The sequence below is a fragment of the Trichocoleus sp. FACHB-46 genome (assembly GCF_014695385.1).
Taxonomy (GTDB): Bacteria; Cyanobacteriota; Cyanobacteriia; order FACHB-46; family FACHB-46; genus Trichocoleus.
This window is the reverse complement of record NZ_JACJOD010000006.1, coordinates 148,353-174,059: the sequence shown is the minus strand read 5'-3', so window position 1 is coordinate 174,059 and position 25,707 is coordinate 148,353. Positions and strand designations below refer to the sequence as shown.

Sequence of the window (25,707 nt, the reverse complement as noted above, 5' to 3'; positions counted from 1 at the left end):
TCATGCTGCAACAGTTTCCTACCATTCAGCCCACAGCTCGCCTGACATCTAGTGTGGCGGTCTTAGTTCCTTGTCATAACGAAGCGTTGACGATCGCCCAAGTGGTTGCGGATTTCCAAACCGCGATGCCAGAAGCCAAAATCTACGTCTACGATAATCGCTCAGTAGATGATACAGCCGCGATCGCAGATGCAGCAGGCGCGATCGTGCGTTATGAGCCGATTCCTGGCAAAGGCAATGTAGTGCGGCGGATGTTTGCTGACATTGAAGCCGACATCTATGTGATCGTAGATGGCGACAACACCTACGAAGCTGGAGCCGTCAGGCATCTCGTTGCTCGCTTACTGGAGCATCAATTAGATATGGTGGTGGGCATGCGCCGGAGTACCCCTAGCGAACTAGCCGCCTATCGGCTCGGGCATCGTGGTGGCAATCTGATGTTGACCTATTTTGTCCGGATGCTATTCGGTGCTCGATTTTCCGACATGCTTTCGGGATATCGGGTTTTCTCGCGGCGGTTTGTCAAATCCTTCCCGGCACTATCCAATGGCTTTGAAATTGAAACCGAGTTTACAGTTCACGCCCTAGAACTAAAAATGCCTTTTGCGGAAGAACCGACCTGGTATAAATCTCGGCCGCCCGGTTCTACCAGCAAGCTGAAAACTTTTAGTGATGGTTGGCGGATTGTCGGGACCGCTTTGCTGCTGTTTAAGGAGATACGACCGCTCCTATTCTTCAGTCTGATTTTTCTCCTTTTAGCCCTCACTTCTATTAGTTTGAGTGTGCCAATTGTGAGCACCTACTTGTCCACAGGATTAGTGCCGCGATTTCCGACAGCCATCCTCTCCGCCTCAGTTATGCTGCTGGCTTTTCTGAGCCTGACCTGTGGCATGGTCTTGGACTCCGTAGCAAGAGGACGACGGGAAGCCAAGCGCATGGTTTATTTATCCTATCCAGCCCCAGGCACCTCTGAGTTGATCCATCAGTAAGGCGAGATTAAACCTGGCACAGATTTACAACATCACAGCCAGAACTCAAAACTTAACTGCATCATCCACTACATCAAAGTTCTAGCCCCCTGAGATCTACTGGAGCGCACCAACATGCAACGGCTCAGCCCACTCGGCAAGCTCACTAAGGCCAAAGATACGCCACCAAGATTGGCTGGAAAAACTGCCGTCAAGACCATCCTGACGATCGCGCTGATCACTTCGCTCTGGGCGATCGCTGTCACCTCAGACACGATAGGGCTAGACACAGATTTGCGGCTACAAATGGCTCATGCTTGGTGGACCGGAACGGAAGAAGTTATTATCACGCCTGACATGACGCCCAAAGTCAGAGGAGATATCCGTTTTGGCGTCATGGGCACAGGTGGAAAGCGGTATATCGCCTATGAAGTGGGGCAGTCAATGTTGATGTTGCCCGGAGACTGGGTTGGCACACAACTGCATCGGCTCTTTCCTGCGGTCGCTTCCTGGCAATGGCGCACCTTAGCCGTTAACTTTCTGATCTTTATTCCCCTGAATGCCGCTACCGTTGTGGCCTGTTTCTGGCTGCTGCGTCTGTTTAACTTTGACGACCAAGTTGCTGGACTGACCAGTGCCACGCTTTTCCTCACGACAACAATGTTGCATTACGCCCAAATCCCGCAACATAACAATCAGTTGTTACTATTGGTGACGCTCGGATACGCTGCTGCTTTGGCTTACATACACCATCGACAACGTTACTTTGTGCTTCTGAGTGGTCTAGCTTTAGGCGCAGCCTTACTGATTCGCTCTACCAGCACCTTACACGTCGTCACCGTCTTACTCTTTTTAGCCAGTTGTGAGTTTTACCAAAGCCGTAATCCTGCTAAAACTGCACAAGCTGTCTGCCTCTGGTTTGTGGGCTTTTTACCCTTAGCCCTGCTGAGCCGCATTCTAGACTACTGGCGGTATGGTAACTTTTGGGCGACTGGTAAATTTGTCGAGCAACAACAACTCACGACCGATCCTTTATGGCAGGGCTTGCCAGATTTACCAGCTAATTATCCGTTAATCAATCATCCCTCCATCGGTATTTTGGGAGCGCTGTTCTCTCCCGCTAAAAGCATTTTTCTCTATGACCCCCTCCTCATCCCCTGCATAGTTCTGGGAGTGTTGCTTTGGCGAAAATTGCATCCATTTATCAAGTTTTACTTGGTCGCTGGCGTAATCAACTTAGGGTTGCATCTCTTGGCCTACAGTCGCTTTGTGTTTTGGCATGGAGATGCGGCTTGGGGAGCGAGATACCACGTCACCTCCGTCCATCTCTTGCTGATTCCTCTGCTCGCCCTCTTTATTCAACGGTTACTGCATAGCCGAAGACTCACCGCTTGGGTAATGCGGGGTTTGATTGTTTTAGCGATCGCAATTCAACTCACTTCAGTGGCAATGCCCAGACAAATGGAGGAAACCCAGACCCTAGTAGGCGCACCAGGCTCACGCCTCCAGTTCCGTCTAGGGCAGCGGATGATCAATGTTGCCTGCTTAGCCAATAGCTCTATTTCCAATCGCTGTCCAAGCCAACTGCCCCCAAAAATCAGTGATCATCTGAAGGAATATAACGTAATCAGCCTTCTGCCCTTTAGTTTCAGTCAGCAAGCCAATACTCAGCCAACGCTAGCACCGATCGCTAGGGTTTTATGGGTGATATGGGGAGTTGTGGTAGCAATCGCGATCGTTAGTACAGTCTTGTATCTTCGGCCTCTGTTCATTCCAGTTGCTTAAATCATCTTCAGTTCACAGGGTTAACTTCTACATCAACACCTAAATCACTCATAACGTTTGAGCTAGCAATGAGACTTAAAAAACTGCTCCTCACGCACACAGCCAATCCAACCGAATTAGCTGGAAAAATTCTCATTCTTCTAGCGATCGGTTTTGGCTTCTTTAGCCGAGTGGTGAGTGTGTTTCAGTACAACACTTTTGATGTAGGATTCTCTCCCGACCAAGTTCGAGATGCCAATATCTACATGCAAATGTGGCAAGGAGTTTGGCCCAGTTTGGGACCAGCCTCTTCAATTGGCGGTTTCAACACATTGCCACTTTATTATTATTTGGTGTTTCCGTTTACCATCTTTGGACCTGAGCCAGTTTTTCAAGCCCTACCTAATGCTTTATTTTCTTTTTTATCCATTCCACTGCTGATCTATTTGGTTTACCAGCTTTTAGAAAATTTGCCTCCAACAAAACGATTATTTTTGGCAGGCTTAGCAGGATTTTGGTATAGCAGCTTATTTGTTGATATTTATTTAAACACCTATGAATGGAACCCTAGTCCAATTCCATTCTTTTTAATTTGTTTTGCACTACTCTACCAATTTCAGCTAGAAGGTAACGCTTCTACGAAGCTTCAAATACTTTCCTGGGCAGCTTATGGCGTGGTTTTAGCGATTCTGGCTAGTCTTCACTCCAGCACCATGTTTGTGATGCCTGTCGTTTTCATTGCCAGCTCTATTTTATTTATTGCTAAAAATCGGAAGCGATCGCGCCAGTGCTTATGGCCCCTTATTTCCGTCATATCGGCAATCGTTTGCTTGTTGCCTTATTGGAAAGGTGAAGTCAGCCGTGGCTGGGTAAATACAAAGGAAATCCTCCTCACTGTCTTCAATTCCAATCGAGAAGTTCAAGCTTATACACCCTGGGAGAAAATCGGCAGAATTCTGTTCAACTATGCAGAATTGGGCAGACAAGCTTATGTTCTAAATGCTTCTTGGCTCTTTACTATCATTGCCATTACATTTTTATTTTTAGTTTTAATCCTAGGTAGCTTTAAGCTTAAAGGCAACAAAACTATTTTTGTTTTTTTAGCGTTCACCTGGTTGGTCTATTTCTACGCCGCTTCTAACCATACAGGTGTGTATCCCATCCACTTTAAAATGCCGATTTTATTTAGTCCGATTATCTTTACTGTTCTCAGCCTTGCAGCATTTGACACTAATTCCCAGTCAAAAACCCTGGTTGACAATATTACGATTTTCTCTTTGCTATTAGGCATCGTGGTTTCAATTGGCATCAATCTCAATATGGATTATGAGTACATGTCTGGCAAGTATGGAGCCAATCGGGTAATTACAACGCAAGAAATGGTGGAGGTATTGAATCAATTACCTGCTGGTTCCACGATTTGCGATCGCAACATCAGAGGATGGAGAAAAGTTAATCATCCATACCGTTATCTTGACAAATACATTACCAAGAGATCTTTTAAGATTACCGCTGAGTGTCAACCAGGCAGTTATGCTCTACATTCCAAGTTTTACTACCAGTTTTTAGAAGATAATTTGTGGCCTGCGCTTAAGGTTGCGCCGACTAAACCCTTTTCAGGAAATGCAACGCTACTCTGGGAAACACCCACGACTTCTGTGTATCGTTTTCAGTAAATTCTCCACAATTTCAACTCCCGAATTTTCAAGTGGGGCAGCAGCCTCTAAAATCGGGAGATGACGAATCAGCATCCTCTTTCAGCAATTCCTGCTTGTGCTTGGCAACGGCCTATTGGTCTAGGTTGGGACAAGCCTTACACCGTTCGCTACCCTAGCAATTTAGATGATGGTCCCTGGCATGGCATGCCTTTAGGCGGCTTTGGGGCTGGGTGTATCGGTCGTTCCTCACGGGGAGACTTCAATCTCTGGCACATCGACGGCGGAGAACACGTTTTTCAATCGATTTCAGCCTGCCAGTTTAGTGTTTTCGAGCAAGTTGGCACAGCAACTCCTCAAGCTTACGCCCTCTGCACCGAACCCCCTACAGACGGTAGCCTCAGCGAGTGGCAATGGTACCCCCAAAAATCTGGCACCTATCACGCGCTCTATCCCAGAAGTTGGTTCGTCTATTCTGGTGTGTTTCAAGCCGAATTAACCTGCCAGCAGTTCTCACCAATATGGGCGCACAACTACCAGGAAGCCAGTTATCCGATCGCGGTTTTTGAATGGACTGCCCATAATCCCACTGATCAACCAATCACTCTCAGCATCATGCTGACCTGGCAAAACATGGTGGGTTGGTTTACCAATGCCAACAAGTCACCCGATATCCGGGTGCGGGATGATGGCAGTCCCGTGTATGAGTACCAGCCGCGCTTAAGCGATAGCCAAGGTAACTTTAACCAATGGGTGGTGGATCGTCATCGGGTGGGGTGCTTGTTAGACCGAGCAGGGCGAGACCCTAACGCCAACCCGCAGGAAGGAGAGGGCCAGTGGGCGATCGCTTCTCTCGCACCTCCTTACACCTCAGAAGTGTTTTACCACACTCGTTGGAACTCTGTGGGAGATGGAGCCGACGTTTGGCAGACCTTTGCCCAAGATGGTTCTTTGGCAGACTGTAGCGACGAGACTCCTGCTGCCGCAGGAGAGCAAGTCGGCGCAGCGATCGCCATCCGGTTTACCCTTGCCCCAGGTGAGTCGCGCCAGATTCCCTTTGTGTTGGCCTGGGACTTCCCCGTTACTGAATTTGCGGCTGGGGTAGAGTACTACCGCCGCTATACCGATTTCTTTGGTCGCAGTGGGCAAAATGCTTGGTCAATGGCTCGGACAGCGCTCAAGCACTACGAAGACTGGAACGCCAAAATTCAAGCGTGGCAGCAATCGATTCTAGAGCGAGCCGATTTGCCCGACTGGTTCAAGATGGCCCTGTTTAATGAGCTGTACGACCTCACGGATGGCGGAGCGTTATGGAGTGCGGCAAGCGATCGCGACCCCATTGGCCAGTTTGCAGTTCTAGAGTGTATCGACTACCGCTGGTACGAAAGCTTAGATGTGCGGTTGTATGGCTCCTTCGGGCTGCTGATGCTGTGGCCAGGGCTAGAAAAATCTGTGGTCCGAGCTTTTGCCCGCGCTATTCCTGCCACTGACGATCGCACTCGTGTGATTGGCTACTACTACACCATTGGCGCAGAAAGCCCTACCGCATTACGAAAAATTGCCAACGCCACTCCTCACGATTTAGGCGCACCAAACGAGCATGTCTGGGAGAAAACCAACTACACCAGCTACCAAGACTGCAACCTCTGGAAAGATTTGCCCTCCGATTTTGTCTTGCAGGTCTACCGGGATTACCTGCTAACCGGAGCCAATGATATTCAGTTCTTAGAAGAATGTTGGCCCTCGGTTGTAGCTGCGTTGGCTTATCTCAAAACCTTTGACCTTGATGGCGATGGCATCCCGGAAAACTCCGGTGCTCCCGACCAAACCTTTGATGATTGGCGCTTACAGGGAATTAGTGCTTATTGCGGTGCTTTATGGATCGCTGCCCTGGAAGCCGCGATCGCGATTGGCCAGATTTTGATTCATCAGCACACAGATACCTCTAATGCGGAGATTGAAGCGGCGATCGCAACTTATCAAACTTGGCTGGTTCAAGCACGTCCCCTCTACCAAGCCAAACTCTGGAATGGTCAATACTACCGCCTCGACAGTGAAAGTGGCTCGGATGTAGTGATGGCCGACCAACTCTGTGGTCAGTTCTACGCGCGGTTGCTCAGCTTGCCAGATGTCGTCCCTCTAGACTGCGCCCGCTCAGCCTTAAACACCGTCTACGAAGCCTGCTTCCTGAAGTTCTTTGAGGGGAAATTTGGAGCAGCCAATGGAGTCAAACCCGATGGCTCTCCCGAAAACCCCCAAGCCACCCATCCATTGGAAGTTTGGACTGGAATTAACTTCGGACTCGCTGCTTTTTTGCTGCAGATGGAGAGGAAGGCTGAAGCATTCCAACTCACCGAGGCAGTAGTCCAGCAAATCTATACTCATGGTTTGCAATTCCGCACACCCGAAGCCATCACTGCGAATGGTACGTTCCGAGCGAGCCATTATTTGCGAGCGATGGCAATTTGGGCGATCTATGGCGTGCTGACTGAATTCAATACAGAGTCCTAGTTAGGACAATCCGTAGATTGTTTGAATTTGCGCTATTTCCCCCGTTATTTGGGGATAGCTTTAGTATGAATGCTTCATTTAATGGTGCAGGAGTTTCTCCCTACCCTCCCGCACCGTTTACCTTTTCGTCATTGGCAGTAGGGGCGCAGTGGGTGAAATGAAAAAGTTTTCGTTCTATATCGCTTTTCTCTGTGGCCTATTTCTATTTTTAGGAATGGGTCTAGTCCAGGCTTACGAACCCAATGTCAGCACCAATGCAGCGATCGCACCCAACTCCACACTCGTAACGAGCGATCCAGCCACTATCCAACCCCTGGTCGAGCCAACCATAGATCAGGCTTTGGATCAGGCAGGGGGAAATGCTGAAAGCTTGGTTAACTCCAAGCCCTTCGCGATCGCCGCATCGGACGATTCCTCCGAAGATGCAGATGAGGCATCAGACCTACCCGATCTGCAACCCTTTGATAAAGTCATTAAGAAAACTCAAAAAATCAGCGGACTGTTTACCCTCTATCGCAACAAAGAGACAGGTAAACTCTACGCTGAAATCAAGCCAGGACAGTTGAACCAAAACTTCTTGGCCACAATGACTTTAGAATCTGGAATTGGAGAAAGCGGACTCTACAGTGGCTTGCCCACCGGAGACTTTCTCTTTCAGTTTCGCCGAGTCAATCAGAACATTCATTTCGTGGTGCCCAACACCTATTTCCGCACCCGCGCTGGTGATCCACTCCAACGATCCCTTGACCGATCCTTTAGTGATTCTGTCCTCGCGTCCTTACCGATCAAAAGTATCCATCCCAAACGCAAGACTGTCTTGGTGGATTTAGGCCCCCTCCTGCTCAATGACTTTGCCAGCCTCTCTCCAGTCGTAAGCTGGATGCTAGAAAGCCCCTACAGCATCGATTCCAATAAGTCTTACTTCGGTCCAGCTAAGGCGTTTCCGTTCAATGTGGAAATTGAGTCAGTGTATGGCTTTTCTGGCGGAGGCGGAGAGGGTGCTCCCTCCTATATCAATGCGTTACCTGACAGCCGCGCCTTGACCTTGCGAGTTCATTACAGCTTCTCGGAGTTGCCCAAAAACAATCCCTATCGACCTCGGATTGCAGACGATCGCGTGGGTTACTTCATCACGGCTTATCAAGATTTTTCCGATGACAACCGCCGAGAACCTTTTGTTCGCTACATCAACCGTTGGGATTTACAGAAACAAGACCCTGACGCAGCTCTGTCACCTCCCAAGCAACCGATTGTCTTTTGGATTGAGAACACAGTGCCGCTGGAGTACCGCGAGGCAGTCCAAGAAGGCGTACTGATGTGGAATCGGGCCTTTGAGAAAATTGGCTTCCTGAATGCGATCGAAGTCAAGCAGATGCCTGACAACGCCACTTGGGACCCTGCGGACATTCGCTATAACACGATTCGCTGGTTCAACTCCTTCGACAGCGCCTTTGCGATGGGGCCTTCTCGCGTCAATCCGCTCACAGGCGAAATTCTCGACGCTGACATTATTGTCGATGGCAACTTCATTCGCTATCTCAAGCAAGGTTTTCAGGCCTTGGTGTCCCAAAGCCAACCTTCTGGTCAGCCTTCTGGCCCAGCCACTGCCAAAAACTTGTGTGCCCTAGGCGGAGTGCAGCCTCGTTACTTGCGGGCCATGCAATCTGACTCTGCGATCGCTCAGCCTGCCATTCCCCCTGCGGTCGCTCGGATCGTGCAGCAAACCCACGAGCAGGATGCTTGTTATGGCATGGAGCTAGCGCACCAGTTTGCCGCTGGGCACCTCTCCCTCTCCTTGTTGCAAAACGCCATGCCCAGTGGAGCGGAAATGCAGAAATATATCCATCAGTTCATGCGAGAGCTGATTGCTCATGAAGTCGGGCATACATTGGGGTTGCGGCATAATTTCCACGGCAGCACAATGGTTCCGCCCCAAGATTTGAACAATACTAAACTCACCCAATCTCAGGGCCTAGTTGCCTCGGTGATGGACTACAACGCTGCTAACCTAGCTCCTCAAGGCGGCAAGCAGGGCGACTATTTTACTGAGGTGGTCGGTCCCTACGATGAGTGGGCGATCGAGTACGGTTACAAACCCATTATCGCGACGGTGCCGCAGGCAGAAATTCGGGGGTTACAAGCGATCGCCCAACGCGCTCCGCAAGCTCACCTAGCCTATGCCACCGACGAAGACGTCATCGCAGGTCTCGATCCAGAGGTAAACGCCTTTGATTTGAGTGGCGATGTTTTGCTCTACTCACAATGGCAGATGGACAACGCTCGTGAAATGTGGAAACGGCTCGATAAGCGTTATCCCGTAGCAGGAGAAAGCTATAGCGAAGTTCGGGACGTCTTCGACACCATCTTTTTCTACTACTTGGGCTACGCCCTCAATGCCAACAACTTTATCGGTGGTCAATCCTTAAGTCGTTACCACGGGGGAGATGCGGCTGGCCGTCTACCGTTAGAACCGATTCCGGTGGAAAAACAGCGGCAAGCCTTAGCCTTGGTCCAGAAATATGTGTTCAATGAAGAGTCCTTCCAGTTCTCGCCCCAACTCCTCAACAAGTTAGCTCCTTCACGCTGGAACCATTGGGGCACCAACGTTCCAGTGTTCAATCTGGATTATCCCATTCACGATCGCGTCTTGTTTCTCCAAAGCATTGTGCTGCGAGATCTCCTCTCTGCCGATCGCCTCAGCCGACTGCAAGATACAGAGCTCAAAACCGAGGCTGGAAAAGCTTTAACGCTGCCAGAACTATTTGACACCATTCAAACCAGTATTTGGCAAGGAGTGGTGCGGCCTAGTGACCAGCCGATGAAATTCTCCAGCCTCAATCGCGCCCTGCAACGCGAGCATCTGAATCTCTTAACTGCGATGGTGCTGCGGAAGCGGGAAGCTCCAGAAGATGCCCGAACCCTAGCATGGTATGAGCTACGACAATTACATGGCTCGCTGAGCGATACCTTACGCAAACAAGGCCGCAAGCTAGACACATACACCAAAGCTCACTTAGAGGAAACCCGCGATCGCATTGCTAAAACCCTAGAAGCTCAATTGCAAACTAACTGAGTGCTTGTCCTCCGTAAGCATGACAGCTCCCCTCAATTTATACTGAACCTCAGAAGGGGAGCACGTTAGCCTTTCGAGACAGGATTTGTCCGGAGTCTTGGCGCATCTTTAGAAATATCTATTGGCTCAAGTTCGTGTCACGACACTTCATGGGCTGACATGGAATGATGAATTCAAGAGAAGACCATGTTTGCAGACTCCAAGCCAACTGCACTTCTAGACAAAAACAAATTCCCTGAGCAAGACTCCCCACTCGATATTGCGGGTGCCTTTGATCCATTTCTCAGCTTTGGAGCCATTGATGGCGATGCTGAAAGCTGGACGGAGCTACTTGCTTACTCTTGGGGCGTTGATTGGAATGCTTCAGATTCTTCTGTTAACGATGAATCAGCCGGTGTGTAAGTACACTCAATCGCAGCAACGCCAGAAACCATCACTCAGGCTTTAAGGCAGCCTCAACCAAGATTCACCCACAATTGCAAATTAAATACTTTCTAGCGATCGCCCTTTGTCATCCCCCTAGACAAAGCGGCGATTATTTTTTACTGCGAAGTTGGGCATACTGAATCTTGGACTCTGAGCCTTTACTCATAGACCGAGGCTTCCAGACAAGAGCAACTTCTGCAATTTTTTACTCCTCAGGAACAGTATAAATTTATACTTCGTCCATTCTTGCATAAGGGAGATTTCGCTTCCTTTCGTTCAGGTTTCAGGCTTCGTTCCCGCTGCAATTCGCGATTGCTAGAGCATCACCCATTCTTAAGTTTCCCCAGACAATCATGAAGAAATTATTGTATTCGGGCCTGATCATTGTCTGCCTCGCCACCGTGACAATGCCTGCAATGGCTAAAGGCAAACCCCAAAAGCAGCAGAAGCCGCAAAAAACAGAGAAAATCTCCGAGCAGCCTAGCTCAACCGATCCAAATCTTCAGCCAATTTGTCAACAAAGCCCTTTAAGCGCTGAGGGTAAGGCTGCTAACCTACGTTCTAACAAAGGTGGAAAACTGCGCGGTCAAGCGCGGGCTCAGTATGTGCATCAACTCAACCAAGCTAAAAAGCAGCAACGTTTAGCAGGGCAAGTGCCAAATGCCTGCACAGGCCTACCGCAGCTACCCTCCAGTTCTACAACTGCGCCCTCAACGACTACAACTTCCACCAGTCAGACTTCTACTTCAGTTGAGATCAACACCGTAAAGTAAGCGTTTACGAAACCTAGGTCTCCGCTCAGATCTTGCCTTGCCAGGTAACGCTAATTTCGATTTACCAGATCTGCATCTTGATCAAACAACCTCTGGCCTCCGGGTTGGAGGTTGTCTCCTACTTGGGATAGGGATCAAGGGCTCAATATCCGCCATTCAAGAAATTTGTTGTTAGACTCGTGCTAGCAGCTGGTAGCTACACAACTGATTTAGTAAGCACATTGACTAATCTCTTACCCTCCAAGTATCCAACTGATTGCCATTTCTTTACAGCAGATAAACCTCTTCTCAACACGCTGCGAAAGCTGAGAATTTTTTAGAACTGCTGGCTCCGTGTCTGTTTTTACGCATTGAGCGTCTATGAATTGAGCAGAATCAGACACTTGAGGCACTTGGGGTATTTGAGTTAGCAAAGGTGAGCTAGATGAGCTACCTCATTTGTGTTCAACGGGAGGTTGGATATGGGGCTCGCAACGATTAACCCAGCCACGGGAGAGACGCTCAAGACATTTGAACCCCTTACAGACGCAGAACTAGAAGCTAAACTTCAGCAAGCAGACCAAGCCTTTCAGCAGTATCGAAAAACTGCGATCGCGCAACGGGCGGAATGGATGCAAGCCGCCGCGCAGATTCTGGAGTCGAACAAAGAACACTTCGGCAAAATCATGACCCTGGAAATGGGCAAAACTCTCAAGTCAGCGATCGCTGAAGTAGAGAAATGCGCCTGGGTTTGCCGCTACTACGCAGAAAATGCCGCAGAATTTTTGGCGGATGTACCCACTCAAACCGATGCCAGTCAGAGCTTTGTGCGCTACCAACCCATTGGGGCAGTGCTCGCGGTGATGCCGTGGAATTTTCCCTTTTGGCAAGTTTTCCGCTTTGCCGCACCTGCTCTGATGGTCGGAAATGTTGGCTTGCTTAAACATGCCTCAAACGTGCCCCAGTGCGCCTTAGCCATCCAAGACGTTTTTGATAAAGCTGGTTTTCCAGCTGGAGTGTTCCAAACGCTGCTGATCGGTTCCGATCGCGTGGCGACTCTAGTTGCTGACGATCGCGTCAAAGCAGCCGCCCTAACGGGAAGCGAACATGCAGGCGCTAGTCTCGCCTCTGCTTGTGGGAAACAAATCAAAAAAACGGTATTGGAGTTGGGTGGCAGTGACCCTTTTATTGTCTTAGAGAGTGCAGATCTAGAGGCAGCAGTGACCACTGCTGTAACTGCGCGCCTCATGAACAACGGCCAATCTTGCATTGCTGGCAAGCGCTTTATTATTGCTGAGGCGATCGCCGATCAGTTTGAGCGCCGCTTAGTCGAGCAGTATCAGGCGCTGAAAGTCGGCGACCCCATGAATCTCGACACTGATATTGGTCCCTTAGCTACCCCTGGCATCCTGCAAGATTTAGACCAGCAGGTACAGGCTTGCCTAGAAAAAGGTGCAAGAGCGCCAGTGGGTGGGCATCCTATAAAAGAGCGCCCTGGTAATTTCTACGCTCCTACAATTCTCACCGACTTTCCCCCTGGTACCCCTGCCGACCAAGAAGAATTTTTTGGTCCGGTGGCACTGCTATTTCGGGTGAAAGATATCGATGAAGCGATTCGCCTCGCTAATAGCACTTCTTTTGGCTTGGGAGCCAGTGCTTGGACCCAAGTCGCAGACGAATCAAGCCGCCTGATCGAAGAACTAGACGCGGGTGCTGTATTTATTAACGGGCTTGTCAAATCCGATCCGCGCCTGCCTTTTGGTGGCATTAAGCGATCGGGATATGGGCGAGAGTTAGGCATTCAGGGCATTCATGAATTCGTCAATATCAAAACCGTTTGGGTGAAATGACATGGGTGAAACGACAGGTCAAATCAACACTGCTGAACTGTTGGTTAAGTGCCTAGAAAATGAGGGAGTTCGCTACGTTTTCGGCTTACCCGGTGAGGAAAACCTCCACATGCTGGAAGCCTTAAGCCATTCCTCAATTCAGTTCATCACCACTCGTCACGAGCAAGGCGCTGCTTTTATGGCAGATGTCTATGGTCGTTTGACGGGGAAAGCGGGAGTTTGCCTCTCCACCCTCGGCCCTGGTGCCACCAACTTGATGACTGGTGTGGCAGATGCCAATCTAGATCGTGCTCCGCTAATTGCTATCACTGGGCAGGTTGGCACTGATCGCATGCACATTGAGTCGCACCAATACCTCGACTTAGTGGCCATGTTTGCGCCCGTAACCAAGTGGAACGCCCAAATTGTTCGCCCTAGCAACACTCCAGAAATCGTCCGCAAAGCGTTCAAGATCGCTGAAAGCGAGAAGCCGGGTGCCGTTCACATCGATTTCCCAGAAAATATTGCCGCCATGACGGCTCCAGGGCAACCCCTGTCCAAGTGCTCGATGGAGAAAGTCTACGCTTCATTCCACAGCATTGAGCAAGCGGCATTGGCGATCGCTAATGCTAAAAACCCGATCATTCTGGTAGGTAACGGAGCAATTCGGGCGCATGCTAGCGAAACCTTGACTAAGTTCGCTACAGAACTCAACATTCCTGTGGCGAATACCTTTATGGGCAAAGGGGTGATTCCTTACACCCATCCTTTAGCTTTGTGGTCAGTGGGTTTGCAATTGCGCGACTACATCAGTTGTGGCTTCGATCGCGCTGACTTAGTAATTGCGATTGGTTACGACTTAATCGAGTATTCACCCAAGAAGTGGAACCCCAACGGCACGATTCCGATTGTGCATATTGGCGAAACCACCGCAGAAGTTGATAGCAGCTATATGCCGATCGCCGATGTCGTGGGAGATATTTCTGATTCCCTAGAAGAAATATTGAAGCGCTCTAACCGCCAAGGCCAGCCAGAGCCTTATGCCATTAGCTTACGGGCAGACATTCAAGCTGACTACGAGCAGTATGCCAAGGATGATGGTTTCCCCATTAAACCCCAAAAGCTAGTCTACGACCTACGGCAAGTCATGGGGCCAGAGGACGTGGTGATCTCCGATGTGGGTGCACACAAAATGTGGATGGCGCGGCACTACCACTGCGATCGCCCTAACACCTGCATTATCTCCAATGGGTTTGCGGCGATGGGCATTGCCATTCCAGGCGCGATCGCGGCTAAGCTGGTGCACCCAGACCGTAAGGTAGTCGCGGTAACTGGAGATGGTGGTTTTATGATGAACTGCCAAGAGCTAGAAACCGCGCTACGAGTCGGCACCGCCTTTGTCACCATCATCTTTAACGACGGTGGCTATGGCTTAATCGAATGGAAGCAACAGAACTACTATGGCCATTCTGCCTTTGTCAAATTCACCAATCCTGACTTTGTCAAGCTGGCTGAAAGCATGGGCTTGAAAGGCTACCGAGTTGAATCTGCAACCGATTTGATTCCCACCTTGAAAACCGCTTTAGCTCAGGATGTCCCAGCCGTGATCGATTGCCCAGTGGACTACAGCGAAAATCTGCGCTTTACCCAAAAAGCCGGAGATCTAAGCTGTGCGATGTAGTTGGTGACTTGGACGGGTTCTGACGGCGTTGCTTGAGCTTCTGCCAGAGCATCACCACCAGTTCTTTTTCTCGGGGGGCGAGGTCTGTCATCTCGCGCCCCCAAAACTTAGTCACCTCATCCTGGTTAATATTGTCTCGTTTGGGAGCGCCACTTGTAGCCATAAGTTATGCTCCGTGAAAAGCTACAACAACGGACTGAGTTAATCTCTTTGATATTTAATAAAGATTTAATTAATTTTGCTGTGAGACACATCACAATCAGAAGAATTTTGTACTTTTCTATCTGAAAGAAATATAGCAATCCTAAATGATTGATCAATTTGATGGGTTGTGGGAGGTGCACCCCATCTAGGATTGCTCTACCTAAACAAGAAAATAATCCGCTGCTTTTATTGCGTTGCAAAAAAACAATATCAAGATTGTCAGCCGAATTTTGATAAGCAAATTTACTCATTAGAAAACACAAAGTTAGGCAGAAGATCAGACTTGTAAATCCTAGCTATTTCATAAATCTGGCGAAACAGAATAGGGAATTGCCCCCACTACAGCTGAGGTAATTGATAGCAAGTCATTAAAAGCTGGGACGATGTACGAAATCACCTTCGCCTGGACTGAGTCAGGTCTGACCAAAACTCAAACGCTGCATCCCTTTCAACCTACCAAGAATGCGGGCGGTTTCCGGGTTGGGCGTGATCCAGAACGCTGTGATTGGATACTATCGCACCCTACTGTCTCTGGTTTGCATGTTGAGATTTTCTGGCAACCGCGCCAGCAGCACTATTATTTGCGCAATCTGCGAGATCAAAATCCTCCTGTAATTGATGGTTTGCCTTTGATGCAGGGCGAGGCAGCGCTCAAGGTAGGTAGCCAGATTAGGTTAGGCCAAATAGATCTGACCGTTACTGAGATCGCGCCAATTATGGCCACGCTGCTTTTAACACCCCAGTTTTTTGCCACTCCTATGATTCCTGCTCTTATTCCTGTTCCCACTCCTGCTTCCAGTTCATTGCCCGCTGTGGTTCCGGTAGCTAGTGCTGTCTACGGCCTTGAGTGCCCCAAATGCCACCAAGTTTTGGCCTATGAGCATGTAGCGGCAGGGTGTCATTGGTGTGGGGCTTCCTTAGCAGCGGCAGTCAGTGTCATACTGGCGCCAACGTAGCCATCAGGTGATAGGAGTTGCCCATGATGGGGGCTGCACCATTCCAAATTCAATTGAGCTGGGAAGAACCTGTCACAGGGGAGCGGCGATCGCCAGTTTTGACGGTGCCGATCGCTCTAGGACGAGAATTTGCTCACATGCCCGCTCTGATGGGAGAACAACGAGTTTGCCGAGTTGTTCTAGCTAGTGATGATATTTCCCGCTTCCATGCCTTGATCACCTTCGAGCCAGATGGCTTAGTCGTGACCGATCAAAGCAGCATTAATGGCACGCTAGTCAACGGAGTGCTGCATCATCGCAGTTTCTTGGCCAACGGCGACACGATCCAGATTGGCCCCTATGCGATCGCCATTTCCTTCGCCGTCACTCCTCCTGCACCTGCCGCATCTCCTTCAACTCCACCTTCTCTGGCGGCAACTCAGTTACCTGATCCTCGTTTTGCCGTCACAGAGTTGCCGAGTCCCGCAGAGGTCAATCTAGCTGATGCCTCTTTTCCACCCGCTCTGTTCCAAAATCAGCAAGTCTCAGTACAAGATTTGTTTGCCACAGGGTTACCCGTTCAAGAAACTGACTACGCTGCGATCGGAGCAGGGTTAGGTAGCTTCTGCTGGGTTGATTTGTTGCGGATTTGTGGAGTCCACACAGCCCAAATTATTGCTTTAGGCATGGAGCCTCAGCCCTATGCTCGCTATCAACGTCTCTGCCTCAACTCTCAGATTCCCTCGCATGAACGGCTGCGCTCCAACTCTGATTCTTGCCCGGACAATATTTGGGGCTGGCCCAGCTATGCGTTGCGGGAAGCTTGGCACGACTTGAGCAAAGGCAGACTCCTTCTAGCACTAAAATATCTGTGGCAGGTATTTGCCGAGCCAACCTTTGCTGAAACCTATACCCCACGGGCTAGCAATGTCTTTGCATCTCTCGATCGCGAAGCTAAACGGATCGGTTGGGAGCAAATGTTTCTCTACGGGCGGGTGCGGGGAATTCGCAAAACCAATGATGGACGGTACGCGATCGCCTATTCTCGCTCAACCTCGCAGCAACGCGATCATGCCTTCTTGGTGGCCCGCTATGTGCAACTTGCCACCGGATATCCCGCGATTCAGTTTTTGCCTGACTTGCAAGCTTATCGCGAGCAAACGAAAGACTTTGAATCGGTGGTGAATGCTTACGAAAATCACGACCATGTGTATGAACACTTGGAACGGCAGGGGGGCACTGTATTAATTCGAGGGCGGGGGATTGTAGCCTCGCGGATTGTGCAGCGGCTCTACGAAGCGCGGCAAAAAAATCCTCACATTGCGGTTTTGCATTTGATGCGCTCGCCCAAACCGCAAGGCAACAAGTTTGGCTTCGCCCAACGTCACGTCGAAAATCATTACGAATTTCAACCGTTCAATTGGCCGAAAGCTTGCTGGAGCGGGGAGCTGCGAACCATGCTAGAGCAAGCCGATCCGCAACAGCGGCAGAGTCTTTTAGCAGTTTGGGGTGGCACGACTACAGCCGATCGCGGAGATTGGCGACGCATGGTAGAAGAGGGGCTGAGTCAAGGTTGGTATCAAATTACTTTTGGGGAAGTCGAACGGGTAGAACGAGACGATCGCGATCGCCCTGTGACCTACATTCAAGAACAAAACTTGAAGGGGCAGATGCGCTTGGAAGCAGATTTTGTCATTGATGCCACGGGTTTAGAAGCAAAGGTCAAAACAAACCCGCTTCTAGATGATTTGGTGACGCAGTACAGTTTGCCGCTCAACCCGTTAGGTCGCTTGAGTGTAGCTAATGATTTTGAGCTGGTAGAAATGCGGAATGGTCGAGGGCGCATGTATGCAGCGGGAGCGATGACGCTAGGTGGCCCCTATGCAGCAGTCGATAGTTTCTTAGGCTTACAATATGCGGCTCTTTGCGCAGTGGCAGACTTAGCAAAAATGCGCGCTCCTAGTTTGCAACGCTTACACCCTGTGCGATCGCTGAGTCAGTGGTTCAAGTGGATGATTGGGCAACCTCCCTCTTAACAGCCACCTAGTTGAATAGCTCCGGAAGCGAATCTTTGAGGAGGGCGATCGTCCCTTCGGCAATGAACTGTACGGCGATCGCCAAAATGAAAAATCCTAAAACGCGGTTGAAAGCGCCCACGCCACTCTTACCTAAACGAGCCATGACGCGATCGCCTACGGAAAGGCAAAAGTAGATCATGCCACCTAGTAGCAGAATTCCGATCAGAGCGCCTAAATGGTCCAGCAAATGGCTTGATCTCGCTGACAAACCCATCACTACACCAATCGCACCCGGACCGCTCAACATGGGCACAGCCATTGGCGTGAAGGAAATATCTTCTTTTTCTGCAACTTCCTCTCGTTCTGGGGGAGTGAGCCTGGGTCGTACAGTCACCATTTCCCAAGCCGTGTGTGCGATTAGCAAGCCCCCCGCAATTCGTAAGACTCCTAAGGAAAGATCAAAAAATTCTAAAATCAGCCTGCCCGCTAGAAAAAAGATAATCAAGACGCAAATCACATTCAGTGAGGTTTTCCGAGCCTGCGCCTGACGATAAGCTTTGGAATCTAAAGCGGTTAAGCTATAGAACAAAGGTACCGCCCCAACGGGGTTGGCAATGGGGAGTAGAGCCAGAAAAGTAGCGGTGACTTCAGCTAGAAGTTGCTGCATGAAACTCGATATGCTCAGCCATAGCAGATTAGATTTAACAGTTCTGTAATATCCTTTACCTACTGGTTTTTCATCAATCTAGTGGCTGAGGTCCTCAAGTTGAGGGTAAAAGCATGACACTTACCTTATTTGGACGCTGGCAAACTCGGTTATTTCTTTTCGCCACAGTCGGTGTCCTGGCGACTCTGCCGTTTGCGCTCGGCTACATTGGCCCCGGTGCGAGTGCCCAGTTTTTCTGGGTGCTGCTCTATGCAGCGCTGTTTGGGCTAGGGTGGGATGCCTTATACACCTACTTGCAAAAGTTGCGTTGGGACCGCGACTGGCCGGGAGCCTTGCAACTGTTAGCGGGGCTATGGGAAGCGGTGTTTATTGTGTTGTTACTAAAAACAGTGGGTTTATTTGGCATTGATCGCAACTTATCCATGTCCGGTTTTTTGTGGCACTACAGCTCAATTTGGCTCGCGATTTATCTAGCGGCTCACAGTTTGATGCGAATTCTGTTTCCGCGATCGCGCTTCCGGGGCGGGCAGTGGCTTTTCTGAACGCTGCTCTCAGCAGATCCGGGCAACATGCGCCAGAATAGGATTCTCTGCTAATGACACGACTATGCGTACGCGCGATCGCCATCGTTCTGGGTCTCGTCCTCAACCCCTAAGGCCCTGTAGCTGGCCCATTGAACAACTGCCAGGTCTGAGCCAAGAAGACCAGACTCGATTACAAGATCACGGCATTCACACTACTCAACAGCTATTGCAGCAAGCTGCTACACCAACTCAGAAACAGCACCTAGCGGCTCAACTGCAAATCCATATTCAGCATGTCAACAAATGGGTGGCTTTAGCTGACCTGGCAAAAATTCCCAATGTGGGCTGTCAATATTGCGGGCTGTTGCTACATGCAGGGATTGCCTCTTGCGCTCAACTCGCCCAAACACCCTTGCATCGGCTGCATCCCCAAATTATGCGTCTGCAAGTTGCCATGATGCAGCGACCTGATTTGTGTCCTCCTGTGGAAGCAGTGGCGATCTGGATGCAACAGGCGCGATCGCTCACAGCTAGCTCTATTCTGACAACAGGATCTAAATAGCTAGCAGGGCATGAAGTTAATAACAGGCACAACTAAACTTTTGGGTGTGATTGGAGACCCGATCAAGCATTCGCTCTCACCCGTGATGCACAATGCGGCGATCGCAGCGCTGGATTTGGATTACGTTTATGTAGCTCTGCCCGTCGCACCATCAGATTTAGCCACGGCGATCGCTGGATTTGCTGCCATTGACCTACGCGGATTCAGTATTACGATTCCGCACAAACAAGCCATTATTCCCTTACTGAATCAGGTGTCGGATGTGGCGCAGGCGATTGGGGCTGTGAACACGGTTTGGCGCACAGAGCAAGGCTGGAGCGGCACGAATACAGATGTGATTGGTTTTCTGGCTCCCCTCAAAATCTACGATCGCGATTGGAGCCAAACAACGGCGGTGATTTTAGGCAATGGTGGTGCGGCGCGGGCAGTCGTAGCAGGGTGTGCTCAGTTGGGTTGCGCGGCGGTGAAGGTCGTGGGGCGCGATCGCCAAAAGTTAGCGGCGTTTCAACAAAGTTGGGTTACTTCTCCGATTCCGGTTGAGCTGACGATTCATGCTTGGGAGGAGTTGCCGAGTCTTTTGCCTGATGCGGGTTTGATTGTGAACAGTACGCCGATTGGCATGCATCCCCATGATCAAGCATCGCCATTAGAAGACGCAATCGCGACCAAGATTGCGGCAGGTGCGATCGCTTATGACTTGATCTATACGCCGAGCCCCACACGGTTTTTGCGACAAGCGCAGCAGCAAGAAGCGATCGCGATCGATGGGTTGGAGATGCTGGTACAGCAGGGAGCAGCGGCCCTGGAAATTTGGGTGGGGCAGACGGCTCCGGTGGAGGTGATGCGGCAAGCGTTGCGGGATTATTTGGGCTTGTAGGTTAACTAAAACCGAGCCATTGGGGGCGATTGCCCCCAAACCCCCGCTGAGGGACGGTTGCGTCCCCCAGACCCCCTCCAAAAATTTGACTTATGTATTAGGCCAGCGCCAGTTGTAGCGGTTCCAGCGGTAGATGCCTTGGATTTCGTATTCCATGCCGCTGTCGAAGCGAATCAAGCAACTGGTGTAGGCTTGGCCGTTGTCGTCTTTTTCAGCGATGCCAATGACGGTGCAAGGAAACCATTCTGGGGCGCAGGGGCCTGATTCTTGAACCCATTCCCAGAGGCTGTTGCAAACTTCAATGCGATCGCCCACTTTGACCTTTAAGGTTTCGCGATTGTCTAGCTCGGCGTAGGCCGCAACGTGCCTAGGTTGAACTCGATTAAGCCACTGCGGGCCGTACAATTCACGAATAAATTGCATTGAGGCGGAGTTGCGATTGTGTAGCCAATCGTTGAGTAGCTTAATTTTCCAGGGATGGTTTTGTTGCTCTTGCTCTTTGACAAATTCTAGGAGAAGGCTTCGTTGCTCAACAGTCAGTTCATCCAGCGGATTCTCTTCACTGTGATCATCGCCATTGTTACTTTGGCGCTGTAAACGCTCTAATTCCACTACCAGGCCCAGCAGAATTTGCTTTTGTTGCTCGTTGAGCGGGTAGTTGACGGCATCACATCGGCTAAATGCTGCTTGTAGGACCGCTTCAATCTCAGCTTTGGTCATGGCAGATGGTAGCTAAAGTGGATGAACCAACCTCAAAACCAATCTCTATTTCTACATCACTCCGCGCTGATCAATCAGCTTTACTATCAAATTGCCGAAATTTTGGGAGTCATCTTCGGCGTTTTTGATGAGCTTTTAGGAGTTGAACTTCGCACCAATCATTAATAAAAATATTAACTTTTTACAGCGAAGATTAAATTTCTATTATTACAGAAGGGCTCAGCGAAGCAGGCTCAGCGAACTGAAAAGGTTTAGAGCCAATTCACGCTAAGCTGAGTTTAGGCTGCTTTACAATCAGCTCACCTAGTCGTTATTGAGTCATTACAGTGAAGTTTATGCGCTTTCGGGCCTTTGCTGTCCTTGTGATTGCTTGCCTATTCTCGGTAGGCAGTTGGCTGGTGAGTCCTGCTGCGATCGCACTCACCCAAATTAAGTTGTTTGACATTTCTTATCACGAATGTCCAGCGGAGCTAGCCGAGGGAACTGTCACGAGTGGCGGTGCAGCGATGCCCGCCAACTGCTTTCTGGTGACTGGCAAAGCTCAAAACGATTCTGGCAAGCCCGTGATTAATGCAGATATCTTTGGCCGCATTTACGATGCCAATAATGATCTAGTCATGCAAAATCGTACCCGCCTGGGCTCTATTGATGAGTTGCCACCGGGTGTCAGCGATTTTCAATTGAGAATTACTGTTCCAGCCAGCCAACCTACTCCTTTAAAGCTAAAGCAGTTCAAAGCGGCAGGTTTTACTGGCATGGTCCGTCGTTAGCTGAGCGACTGAGTCAACTAGCTTTAACGACAGCTAACTCAAATTCCACGTTTAGATCCCGTAGGAACCCTGCTGCAAGCTGCTGAAAATCTGAGCCAAAAATTGCAGCAGGAAAATAGCCAAAATGGGGGAAAAATCCATGCCACCCAAGGGAGGAATAAAAGAGCGGAATAAGTTGAGGTAAGGATCCGTTAACTGGCTCACGATGGAGAACGGTGGATCAGACCAGCTAATGTTAGGAAACCAGCTTAAAAGAATCCGGAAAATCAACAGAACCACATAGATATTCAGGAAAGTAGCAAAGGTATCAGTCAGCAGCGCTACTGAGGAATTCATAAATAATCTGGCTTCCTTCTAGAAGAGATACAAGCAATCTAGGCTTGAATTTACTTTAACGAATATCAGTGCCTTCGAGATTGGTCAAGCAGAAGTTACACCTTGGGAAGTATTACAGCTTGTTGCTTGAGTTGGCAGGACAACTATTTGAAACTTTTGGTTTGACACGCTTCGGTTAGCGATCGCGTTGGGCCTGCTCTTCCCAACCCACCACTTCGCGTTCTTCTGGTCTGCCATTTACGGTGCTGAGTTGCTCGCGCACATCATCAATGGCTTCGTTAAGTTGGGCAATTTTGTCTTCTAAGCCACGACGGGACGCTTCAATGCTCTGCTCGGTGGGAGGCTTGAGATTGCGTTTTTTACCTTTACCGCTCAAAGCGTCATCACCGGGAAGCGACTCTTGCAAGCGATTGGAAGTCAGGAGGGTGCCTAGAATGCCACCCACAATGCCGCCAAAGAGGGCTCCTGCGATAAAGCCGCCTGTGAAACCGTCTCGATTGCTCATCTCGTACTGTCCTGCTTTAGTGTTCAGCTTAGCGTAACTACTACGAATTCATGGAGTAGGGGAAGTCCTAAGTGCCAAAGGTGCGATCGCCCGCATCTCCTAGCCCTGGCACAATGAAGCCGTGGCTATTCGTCCCTTCATCAATGGCAGCCGCGTAGATCGTCAAGCTGGGATAAGCCGTGCTCAGCTTTTGTAAAGCTGGAGGAGCCGTCACTACAGAAATAATGCGGGTGAAGGCTGGATCAATTCCTCGGCGGGTCAATTCTGCCATTGTTGACATAATGGTGCCACCCGTTGCCAACATCGGTTCACTAATTAAGACATGGGTTTCGGGTGGAAATACTTCTGGCAACTTGTTGAGATAGCAACTGGCTTCTAGGGTAGTTTCATCTCGCACAAAACCCAAATGATAAATTGAGGCCAAGGGCAACAGAGCTTGCGCTCCATCTAATAGTGCTAAACCTGCCCGCAAAATCGGCACTACCACAACCGGTACTTCTGGATTTACAAACGTGGCAGCACAAGGACTGAGAGGAGTCTCCACCGTGGTTTCTACGGTAGGCAACCAGTCCCGGATGGCTTCGTAGGTTAACCAGCGCCCTAACTCGGTCATGGCACTGCGAAAGAGGGCGGGGGGAGTCGAAATGTCACGGGCTACAGCGAGCCAGTGCTTAATTAAAGGATGGGGCGGAACATAAACTCGCAGTTGCAAAGCCATAGCCAGAAGTTAAAGAGGTAGAAATTGCTAGGTCTCAAGCGTTCACTATGATACTCCTTTCCCCTCTGCATAGATGCGAACCACTAAGGGCACTTCATCGGATTCTGATGCAATCGCCACTGGAAATTCATCATACTTGTTGCAACTTATTTTCATTAGTGATTGACAATCATTTTCAATAAGATTATATTAACTTCAAGTGTTCTCCTCTCTAAGGATCGGCAGGTGGGATCGGTTAGCGGCAGCAGACTGGTCCCCTCTTTTTTGGTTATATTTTCGTTGTCAATTTAGCGATCGCCCCGATTAATCACTGCTGATCACGGCCATGATTGCCATTAGGGTGATCGCCGTATAGATATACAGACTCAGATACACTGAACAGAGGAGCGGGTGGACTGACAAAGGTGAGTGCGATCGCCAACTCGTTGTTTTAGTCCTCATTACCTGCTTCCTGCACTGTTCTGCAATCTCCTTGGGTCATGCCTGCTTTCAATACATCTCCCGTTGCTTCTGGTCAAAGTGCCTTTGCTGAGTCCACAGAATTTGATGCCATCGTCATTGGCTCTGGGATTGGCGGTTTAGTAACAGCGACCCAACTCGCGGCTAAAGGAGCTCAAGTGTTAGTCTTAGAGCGTTACTTGATTCCTGGGGGGAGCGCTGGCTATTTCGAGCGGGCTGGATATCGGTTTGATGTGGGAGCCTCGATGATTTTTGGCTTTGGTCAGCAAGGCACTACAAATTTGCTGACGCGAGCCTTGCAGGCGGTGGATATGAGTCTGGAAACGATTCCAGATCCAGTGCAAATTCACTACCACCTACCCGACGGGTTAGATCTAAAAGTTCACCGAGACTATGAGAAGTTCTTGCAAGAACTGATTGCCAAGTTTCCCCACGAGCGCGAGGGCATTCGGCAGTTTTACGATGAATGCTGGAAAGTCTTTAACTGTCTCAATGCGATGGATTTGCTGTCGTTGGAAGAACCTCGCTATTTGATGCGCGTGTTTTTTCAGCATCCCTTGGCTTGTTTGGGATTGGTCCAGTATTTGCCTCAAAATGTCGGAGATATTGCCCGCCGCTACATCAAAGATCCGGCACTGCTGAAATTTATCGACATGGAGTGCTACTGCTGGTCTGTGGTTCCGGCTGATAAAACTCCGATGATCAATGCGGGGATGGTGTTTAGCGATCGCCACTATGGCGGCATCAACTACCCCAAAGGCGGTGTCGGTCAAATTGCTCAAAAATTGGTCGAAGGTTTAGAGAAAGCGGGAAGTCAGATTCAGTATAAAGCCAGAGTCAAGCAGATCTTGATGGAGAATGGCCGAGCAGTCGGAGTAGAACTCGCTTCTGGCAAGGTTTATCGAGCCAAGCGAATCGTCTCTAATGCCACCCGCTGGGATACATTCGAGCATTTGCTGCCGACCGATAAAATGCCCATTGCTGAGAAGAAGTGGCAACAACGCTATCAAAAATCTCCCAGTTTCCTTAGCTTGCATTTAGGCGTGAAAGCCGAAGCCTTGCCGACTGGTACGGAATGCCATCACATTCTATTGGAAGACTGGCAGCGGATGGAGCAGTCTCAAAGTACGATTTTTGTCTCGATCCCAACTTTGCTCGACCCTGACTTAGCGCCGCCAGGTCATCACATCATCCATACCTTTACCCCTAGTTACCTGGAGGAATGGCAAGGATTATCCCCCAGTGACTACGAAGAAAAAAAAGAAGCAGCCGCAGCAACTTTAATACAAAGATTAGAGAAGATTTTTCCTGGGTTAGAGCAAGCACTGGACTATCAAGAAGTGGGCACCCCTCGGACTCATCGTCGCTTCCTAGGGCGGCAAGACGGCACCTATGGCCCTATCCCTAAGCGCAAATTGTTGGGACTGTTGGGTATGCCCTTCAATCGTACTACGGTGCCAGGGCTGTACTGCGCGGGAGACAGCACTTTTCCGGGGCAAGGACTCAATGCGGTCGCTTTCTCTGGCTTTGCCTGTGCCCATCGAATTGCCGTCGACTTAAAACTTTAACGCCCTGAATAAAGCTTTGAAATAGGCTAAATGATTAGGATTCCAGGTTTGCTCTAGCTCTCACCGGACTTTTGATATAAAATCCTATCGTAAATTGCTGTCTCTACCAGTGCTGTCATGCAGCATTGGACAGAAGCGATCGCCGATTGAACTGGGCTTGCTACCCGCGATCGCTCCACCAGCCA

24 protein-coding genes are annotated in these 25,707 nt (G+C 49.8%); 17 read left to right on the top strand and 7 right to left on the bottom strand.

The annotated features are described in order from the left end of the window. Window positions 1-2: 2 nt before the first annotated feature. The 9 genes from H6F72_RS01100 (at window position 3) to H6F72_RS01060 (ending at window position 14,659) form a co-directional block, all read left to right on the top strand. Entirely contained in the window at window positions 3-989 is a 987-nt protein-coding gene (locus H6F72_RS01100) for a glycosyltransferase family 2 protein (protein WP_190431189.1), read from the top strand. 114 nt (window positions 990-1,103) lie between these two features. Beyond that, entirely contained in the window at window positions 1,104-2,753 is a 1,650-nt protein-coding gene (locus H6F72_RS01095; protein ID WP_242016722.1) for a hypothetical protein, read from the top strand. A 68-nt stretch (window positions 2,754-2,821) separates the two neighbouring features. Further along, window positions 2,822-4,408, top strand: a complete 1,587-nt coding sequence (locus H6F72_RS01090) for a hypothetical protein (RefSeq protein WP_190431188.1) — start codon at window positions 2,822-2,824, stop codon at window positions 4,406-4,408. A gap of 60 nt (window positions 4,409-4,468) precedes the next feature. After that, window positions 4,469-6,898 (top strand): GH116 family glycosyl hydrolase, encoded by a 2,430-nt coding sequence (locus tag H6F72_RS01085; RefSeq protein WP_190431187.1) that lies wholly within the window; start codon window positions 4,469-4,471, stop codon window positions 6,896-6,898. A 157-nt stretch (window positions 6,899-7,055) separates the two neighbouring features. After that, window positions 7,056-9,971 carry a zinc-dependent metalloprotease gene (locus H6F72_RS01080; protein ID WP_190431186.1) on the top strand — a complete coding sequence of 972 codons (2,916 nt, stop codon included), beginning with the start codon at window positions 7,056-7,058 and terminating at the stop codon, window positions 9,969-9,971. Between the two features lie 186 nt (window positions 9,972-10,157). Next, a complete protein-coding gene (locus tag H6F72_RS01075; protein WP_190431185.1) occupies window positions 10,158-10,373 on the top strand; it encodes a hypothetical protein in 216 nt (71 codons plus the stop codon). Window positions 10,374-10,750: 377 nt separating this feature from the next. Beyond that, on the top strand, window positions 10,751-11,170 hold the full coding sequence (locus H6F72_RS01070; protein WP_190431184.1) for a hypothetical protein: 420 nt from the start codon (window positions 10,751-10,753) through the stop codon (window positions 11,168-11,170). 461 nt (window positions 11,171-11,631) lie between these two features. Next, a complete protein-coding gene (locus H6F72_RS01065) occupies window positions 11,632-12,999 on the top strand; it encodes an NAD-dependent succinate-semialdehyde dehydrogenase (protein ID WP_190431183.1) in 1,368 nt (455 codons plus the stop codon). A 22-nt stretch (window positions 13,000-13,021) separates the two neighbouring features. Next, window positions 13,022-14,659 (top strand): acetolactate synthase large subunit, encoded by a 1,638-nt coding sequence (locus H6F72_RS01060; RefSeq protein ID WP_313930017.1) that lies wholly within the window; start codon window positions 13,022-13,024, stop codon window positions 14,657-14,659. Here H6F72_RS01060 and H6F72_RS01055 read toward each other — a convergent pair. Further along, window positions 14,622-14,822: a hypothetical protein gene (locus H6F72_RS01055; protein WP_190431181.1), complete on the bottom strand. Its 201-nt coding sequence runs from the start codon at window positions 14,820-14,822 to the stop codon at window positions 14,622-14,624. The two genes, H6F72_RS01060 and H6F72_RS01055, sit on opposite strands and share 38 nt — an antisense overlap. Before the next feature lie 424 nt (window positions 14,823-15,246). Between H6F72_RS01055 and H6F72_RS01050 the strand changes: the two genes are divergently transcribed. Then, complete coding sequence (locus H6F72_RS01050) at window positions 15,247-15,819, top strand: FHA domain-containing protein (RefSeq protein ID WP_190431180.1); 573 nt, start codon at window positions 15,247-15,249, stop codon at window positions 15,817-15,819. A 23-nt stretch (window positions 15,820-15,842) separates the two neighbouring features. Beyond that, window positions 15,843-17,834 carry an FHA domain-containing protein gene (locus H6F72_RS01045; RefSeq protein WP_242016721.1) on the top strand — a complete coding sequence of 664 codons (1,992 nt, stop codon included), beginning with the start codon at window positions 15,843-15,845 and terminating at the stop codon, window positions 17,832-17,834. Window positions 17,835-17,841: 7 nt separating this feature from the next. Here H6F72_RS01045 and H6F72_RS01040 read toward each other — a convergent pair whose 3' ends face one another. Then, window positions 17,842-18,483, bottom strand: a complete 642-nt coding sequence (locus tag H6F72_RS01040) for a MarC family protein (RefSeq protein WP_190431179.1) — start codon at window positions 18,481-18,483, stop codon at window positions 17,842-17,844. Window positions 18,484-18,596: 113 nt separating this feature from the next. Here H6F72_RS01040 and H6F72_RS01035 point away from each other — a divergent pair, with 113 nt between their 5' ends. The 3 genes from H6F72_RS01035 (at window position 18,597) to H6F72_RS01025 (ending at window position 20,446) form a co-directional block, all read left to right on the top strand. Beyond that, window positions 18,597-19,025 carry a hypothetical protein gene (locus H6F72_RS01035; protein WP_190431178.1) on the top strand — a complete coding sequence of 143 codons (429 nt, stop codon included), beginning with the start codon at window positions 18,597-18,599 and terminating at the stop codon, window positions 19,023-19,025. Window positions 19,026-19,089: 64 nt separating this feature from the next. Further along, window positions 19,090-19,569, top strand: a complete 480-nt coding sequence (locus tag H6F72_RS01030; RefSeq protein WP_190431177.1) for a DUF4332 domain-containing protein — start codon at window positions 19,090-19,092, stop codon at window positions 19,567-19,569. Window positions 19,570-19,579: 10 nt separating this feature from the next. Beyond that, window positions 19,580-20,446 (top strand): shikimate dehydrogenase, encoded by an 867-nt coding sequence (locus H6F72_RS01025; protein ID WP_190431176.1) that lies wholly within the window; start codon window positions 19,580-19,582, stop codon window positions 20,444-20,446. Between the two features lie 90 nt (window positions 20,447-20,536). Here H6F72_RS01025 and H6F72_RS01020 read toward each other — a convergent pair whose 3' ends face one another. After that, window positions 20,537-21,166 carry a hypothetical protein gene (locus tag H6F72_RS01020; RefSeq protein ID WP_190431175.1) on the bottom strand — a complete coding sequence of 210 codons (630 nt, stop codon included), beginning with the start codon at window positions 21,164-21,166 and terminating at the stop codon, window positions 20,537-20,539. Window positions 21,167-21,187: 21 nt separating this feature from the next. On the opposite strand from H6F72_RS01020, the gene H6F72_RS01015 reads away from it, so the two are divergent. Together H6F72_RS01015 and H6F72_RS01010 are read left to right on the top strand one after the other, a co-directional pair. Continuing rightward, window positions 21,188-21,331, top strand: a complete 144-nt coding sequence (locus tag H6F72_RS01015) for a hypothetical protein (RefSeq protein ID WP_190431174.1) — start codon at window positions 21,188-21,190, stop codon at window positions 21,329-21,331. A 170-nt stretch (window positions 21,332-21,501) separates the two neighbouring features. After that, window positions 21,502-21,936 (top strand): hypothetical protein, encoded by a 435-nt coding sequence (locus tag H6F72_RS01010; protein WP_190431173.1) that lies wholly within the window; start codon window positions 21,502-21,504, stop codon window positions 21,934-21,936. A gap of 51 nt (window positions 21,937-21,987) precedes the next feature. On the opposite strand, the gene H6F72_RS01005 is transcribed toward H6F72_RS01010, so the two are convergent. The 4 genes from H6F72_RS01005 to H6F72_RS00990 form a co-directional block, all read right to left on the bottom strand. Beyond that, window positions 21,988-22,272, bottom strand: a complete 285-nt coding sequence (locus tag H6F72_RS01005) for a YggT family protein (protein ID WP_190431172.1) — start codon at window positions 22,270-22,272, stop codon at window positions 21,988-21,990. A gap of 175 nt (window positions 22,273-22,447) precedes the next feature. Continuing rightward, window positions 22,448-22,777, bottom strand: coding sequence for a hypothetical protein (locus H6F72_RS01000; RefSeq protein ID WP_190431171.1), 330 nt, complete (start codon window positions 22,775-22,777; stop codon window positions 22,448-22,450). Window positions 22,778-22,844: 67 nt separating this feature from the next. Beyond that, window positions 22,845-23,495: a uracil phosphoribosyltransferase gene (gene upp, locus H6F72_RS00995; RefSeq protein WP_190431170.1), complete on the bottom strand. Its 651-nt coding sequence runs from the start codon at window positions 23,493-23,495 to the stop codon at window positions 22,845-22,847. Between the two features lie 303 nt (window positions 23,496-23,798). Then, window positions 23,799-23,936, bottom strand: a complete 138-nt coding sequence (locus H6F72_RS00990) for a hypothetical protein (protein ID WP_190431169.1) — start codon at window positions 23,934-23,936, stop codon at window positions 23,799-23,801. Between the two features lie 38 nt (window positions 23,937-23,974). Between H6F72_RS00990 and crtH the strand changes: the two genes are divergently transcribed. After that, window positions 23,975-25,522, top strand: coding sequence for a carotenoid isomerase (gene crtH / locus H6F72_RS00985; protein ID WP_190431168.1), 1,548 nt, complete (start codon window positions 23,975-23,977; stop codon window positions 25,520-25,522). Window positions 25,523-25,707: the final 185 nt, after the last annotated feature.

What these genes read in the sequence shown, in the direction of transcription:
- H6F72_RS01100 (WP_190431189.1), top strand. Translation starts at nt 3, where the DNA reads ATGCTGCAACAGTTTCCTACCATTCAGCCCACAGCTCGCCTGACATCT.
- H6F72_RS01095 (WP_242016722.1), top strand. Translation starts at nt 1,104, where the DNA reads ATGCAACGGCTCAGCCCACTCGGCAAGCTCACTAAGGCCAAAGATACG.
- H6F72_RS01090 (WP_190431188.1), top strand. Translation starts at nt 2,822, where the DNA reads ATGAGACTTAAAAAACTGCTCCTCACGCACACAGCCAATCCAACCGAA.
- H6F72_RS01085 (WP_190431187.1), top strand. Translation starts at nt 4,469, where the DNA reads ATGACGAATCAGCATCCTCTTTCAGCAATTCCTGCTTGTGCTTGGCAA.
- H6F72_RS01080 (WP_190431186.1), top strand. Translation starts at nt 7,056, where the DNA reads ATGAAAAAGTTTTCGTTCTATATCGCTTTTCTCTGTGGCCTATTTCTA.
- H6F72_RS01075 (WP_190431185.1), top strand. Translation starts at nt 10,158, where the DNA reads ATGTTTGCAGACTCCAAGCCAACTGCACTTCTAGACAAAAACAAATTC.
- H6F72_RS01070 (WP_190431184.1), top strand. Translation starts at nt 10,751, where the DNA reads ATGAAGAAATTATTGTATTCGGGCCTGATCATTGTCTGCCTCGCCACC.
- H6F72_RS01065 (WP_190431183.1), top strand. Translation starts at nt 11,632, where the DNA reads ATGGGGCTCGCAACGATTAACCCAGCCACGGGAGAGACGCTCAAGACA.
- H6F72_RS01055 (WP_190431181.1), bottom strand. Translation starts at nt 14,822, where the DNA reads ATGGCTACAAGTGGCGCTCCCAAACGAGACAATATTAACCAGGATGAG.
- H6F72_RS01050 (WP_190431180.1), top strand. Translation starts at nt 15,247, where the DNA reads ATGTACGAAATCACCTTCGCCTGGACTGAGTCAGGTCTGACCAAAACT.
- H6F72_RS01045 (WP_242016721.1), top strand. Translation starts at nt 15,843, where the DNA reads ATGATGGGGGCTGCACCATTCCAAATTCAATTGAGCTGGGAAGAACCT.
- H6F72_RS01040 (WP_190431179.1), bottom strand. Translation starts at nt 18,483, where the DNA reads ATGCAGCAACTTCTAGCTGAAGTCACCGCTACTTTTCTGGCTCTACTC.
- H6F72_RS01035 (WP_190431178.1), top strand. Translation starts at nt 18,597, where the DNA reads ATGACACTTACCTTATTTGGACGCTGGCAAACTCGGTTATTTCTTTTC.
- H6F72_RS01030 (WP_190431177.1), top strand. Translation starts at nt 19,090, where the DNA reads ATGCGTACGCGCGATCGCCATCGTTCTGGGTCTCGTCCTCAACCCCTA.
- H6F72_RS01025 (WP_190431176.1), top strand. Translation starts at nt 19,580, where the DNA reads ATGAAGTTAATAACAGGCACAACTAAACTTTTGGGTGTGATTGGAGAC.
- H6F72_RS01020 (WP_190431175.1), bottom strand. Translation starts at nt 21,166, where the DNA reads ATGACCAAAGCTGAGATTGAAGCGGTCCTACAAGCAGCATTTAGCCGA.
- H6F72_RS01015 (WP_190431174.1), top strand. Translation starts at nt 21,188, where the DNA reads ATGAACCAACCTCAAAACCAATCTCTATTTCTACATCACTCCGCGCTG.
- H6F72_RS01010 (WP_190431173.1), top strand. Translation starts at nt 21,502, where the DNA reads ATGCGCTTTCGGGCCTTTGCTGTCCTTGTGATTGCTTGCCTATTCTCG.
- H6F72_RS01005 (WP_190431172.1), bottom strand. Translation starts at nt 22,272, where the DNA reads ATGAATTCCTCAGTAGCGCTGCTGACTGATACCTTTGCTACTTTCCTG.
- H6F72_RS01000 (WP_190431171.1), bottom strand. Translation starts at nt 22,777, where the DNA reads ATGAGCAATCGAGACGGTTTCACAGGCGGCTTTATCGCAGGAGCCCTC.
- upp (WP_190431170.1), bottom strand. Translation starts at nt 23,495, where the DNA reads ATGGCTTTGCAACTGCGAGTTTATGTTCCGCCCCATCCTTTAATTAAG.
- H6F72_RS00990 (WP_190431169.1), bottom strand. Translation starts at nt 23,936, where the DNA reads ATGAGGACTAAAACAACGAGTTGGCGATCGCACTCACCTTTGTCAGTC.
- crtH (WP_190431168.1), top strand. Translation starts at nt 23,975, where the DNA reads ATGCCTGCTTTCAATACATCTCCCGTTGCTTCTGGTCAAAGTGCCTTT.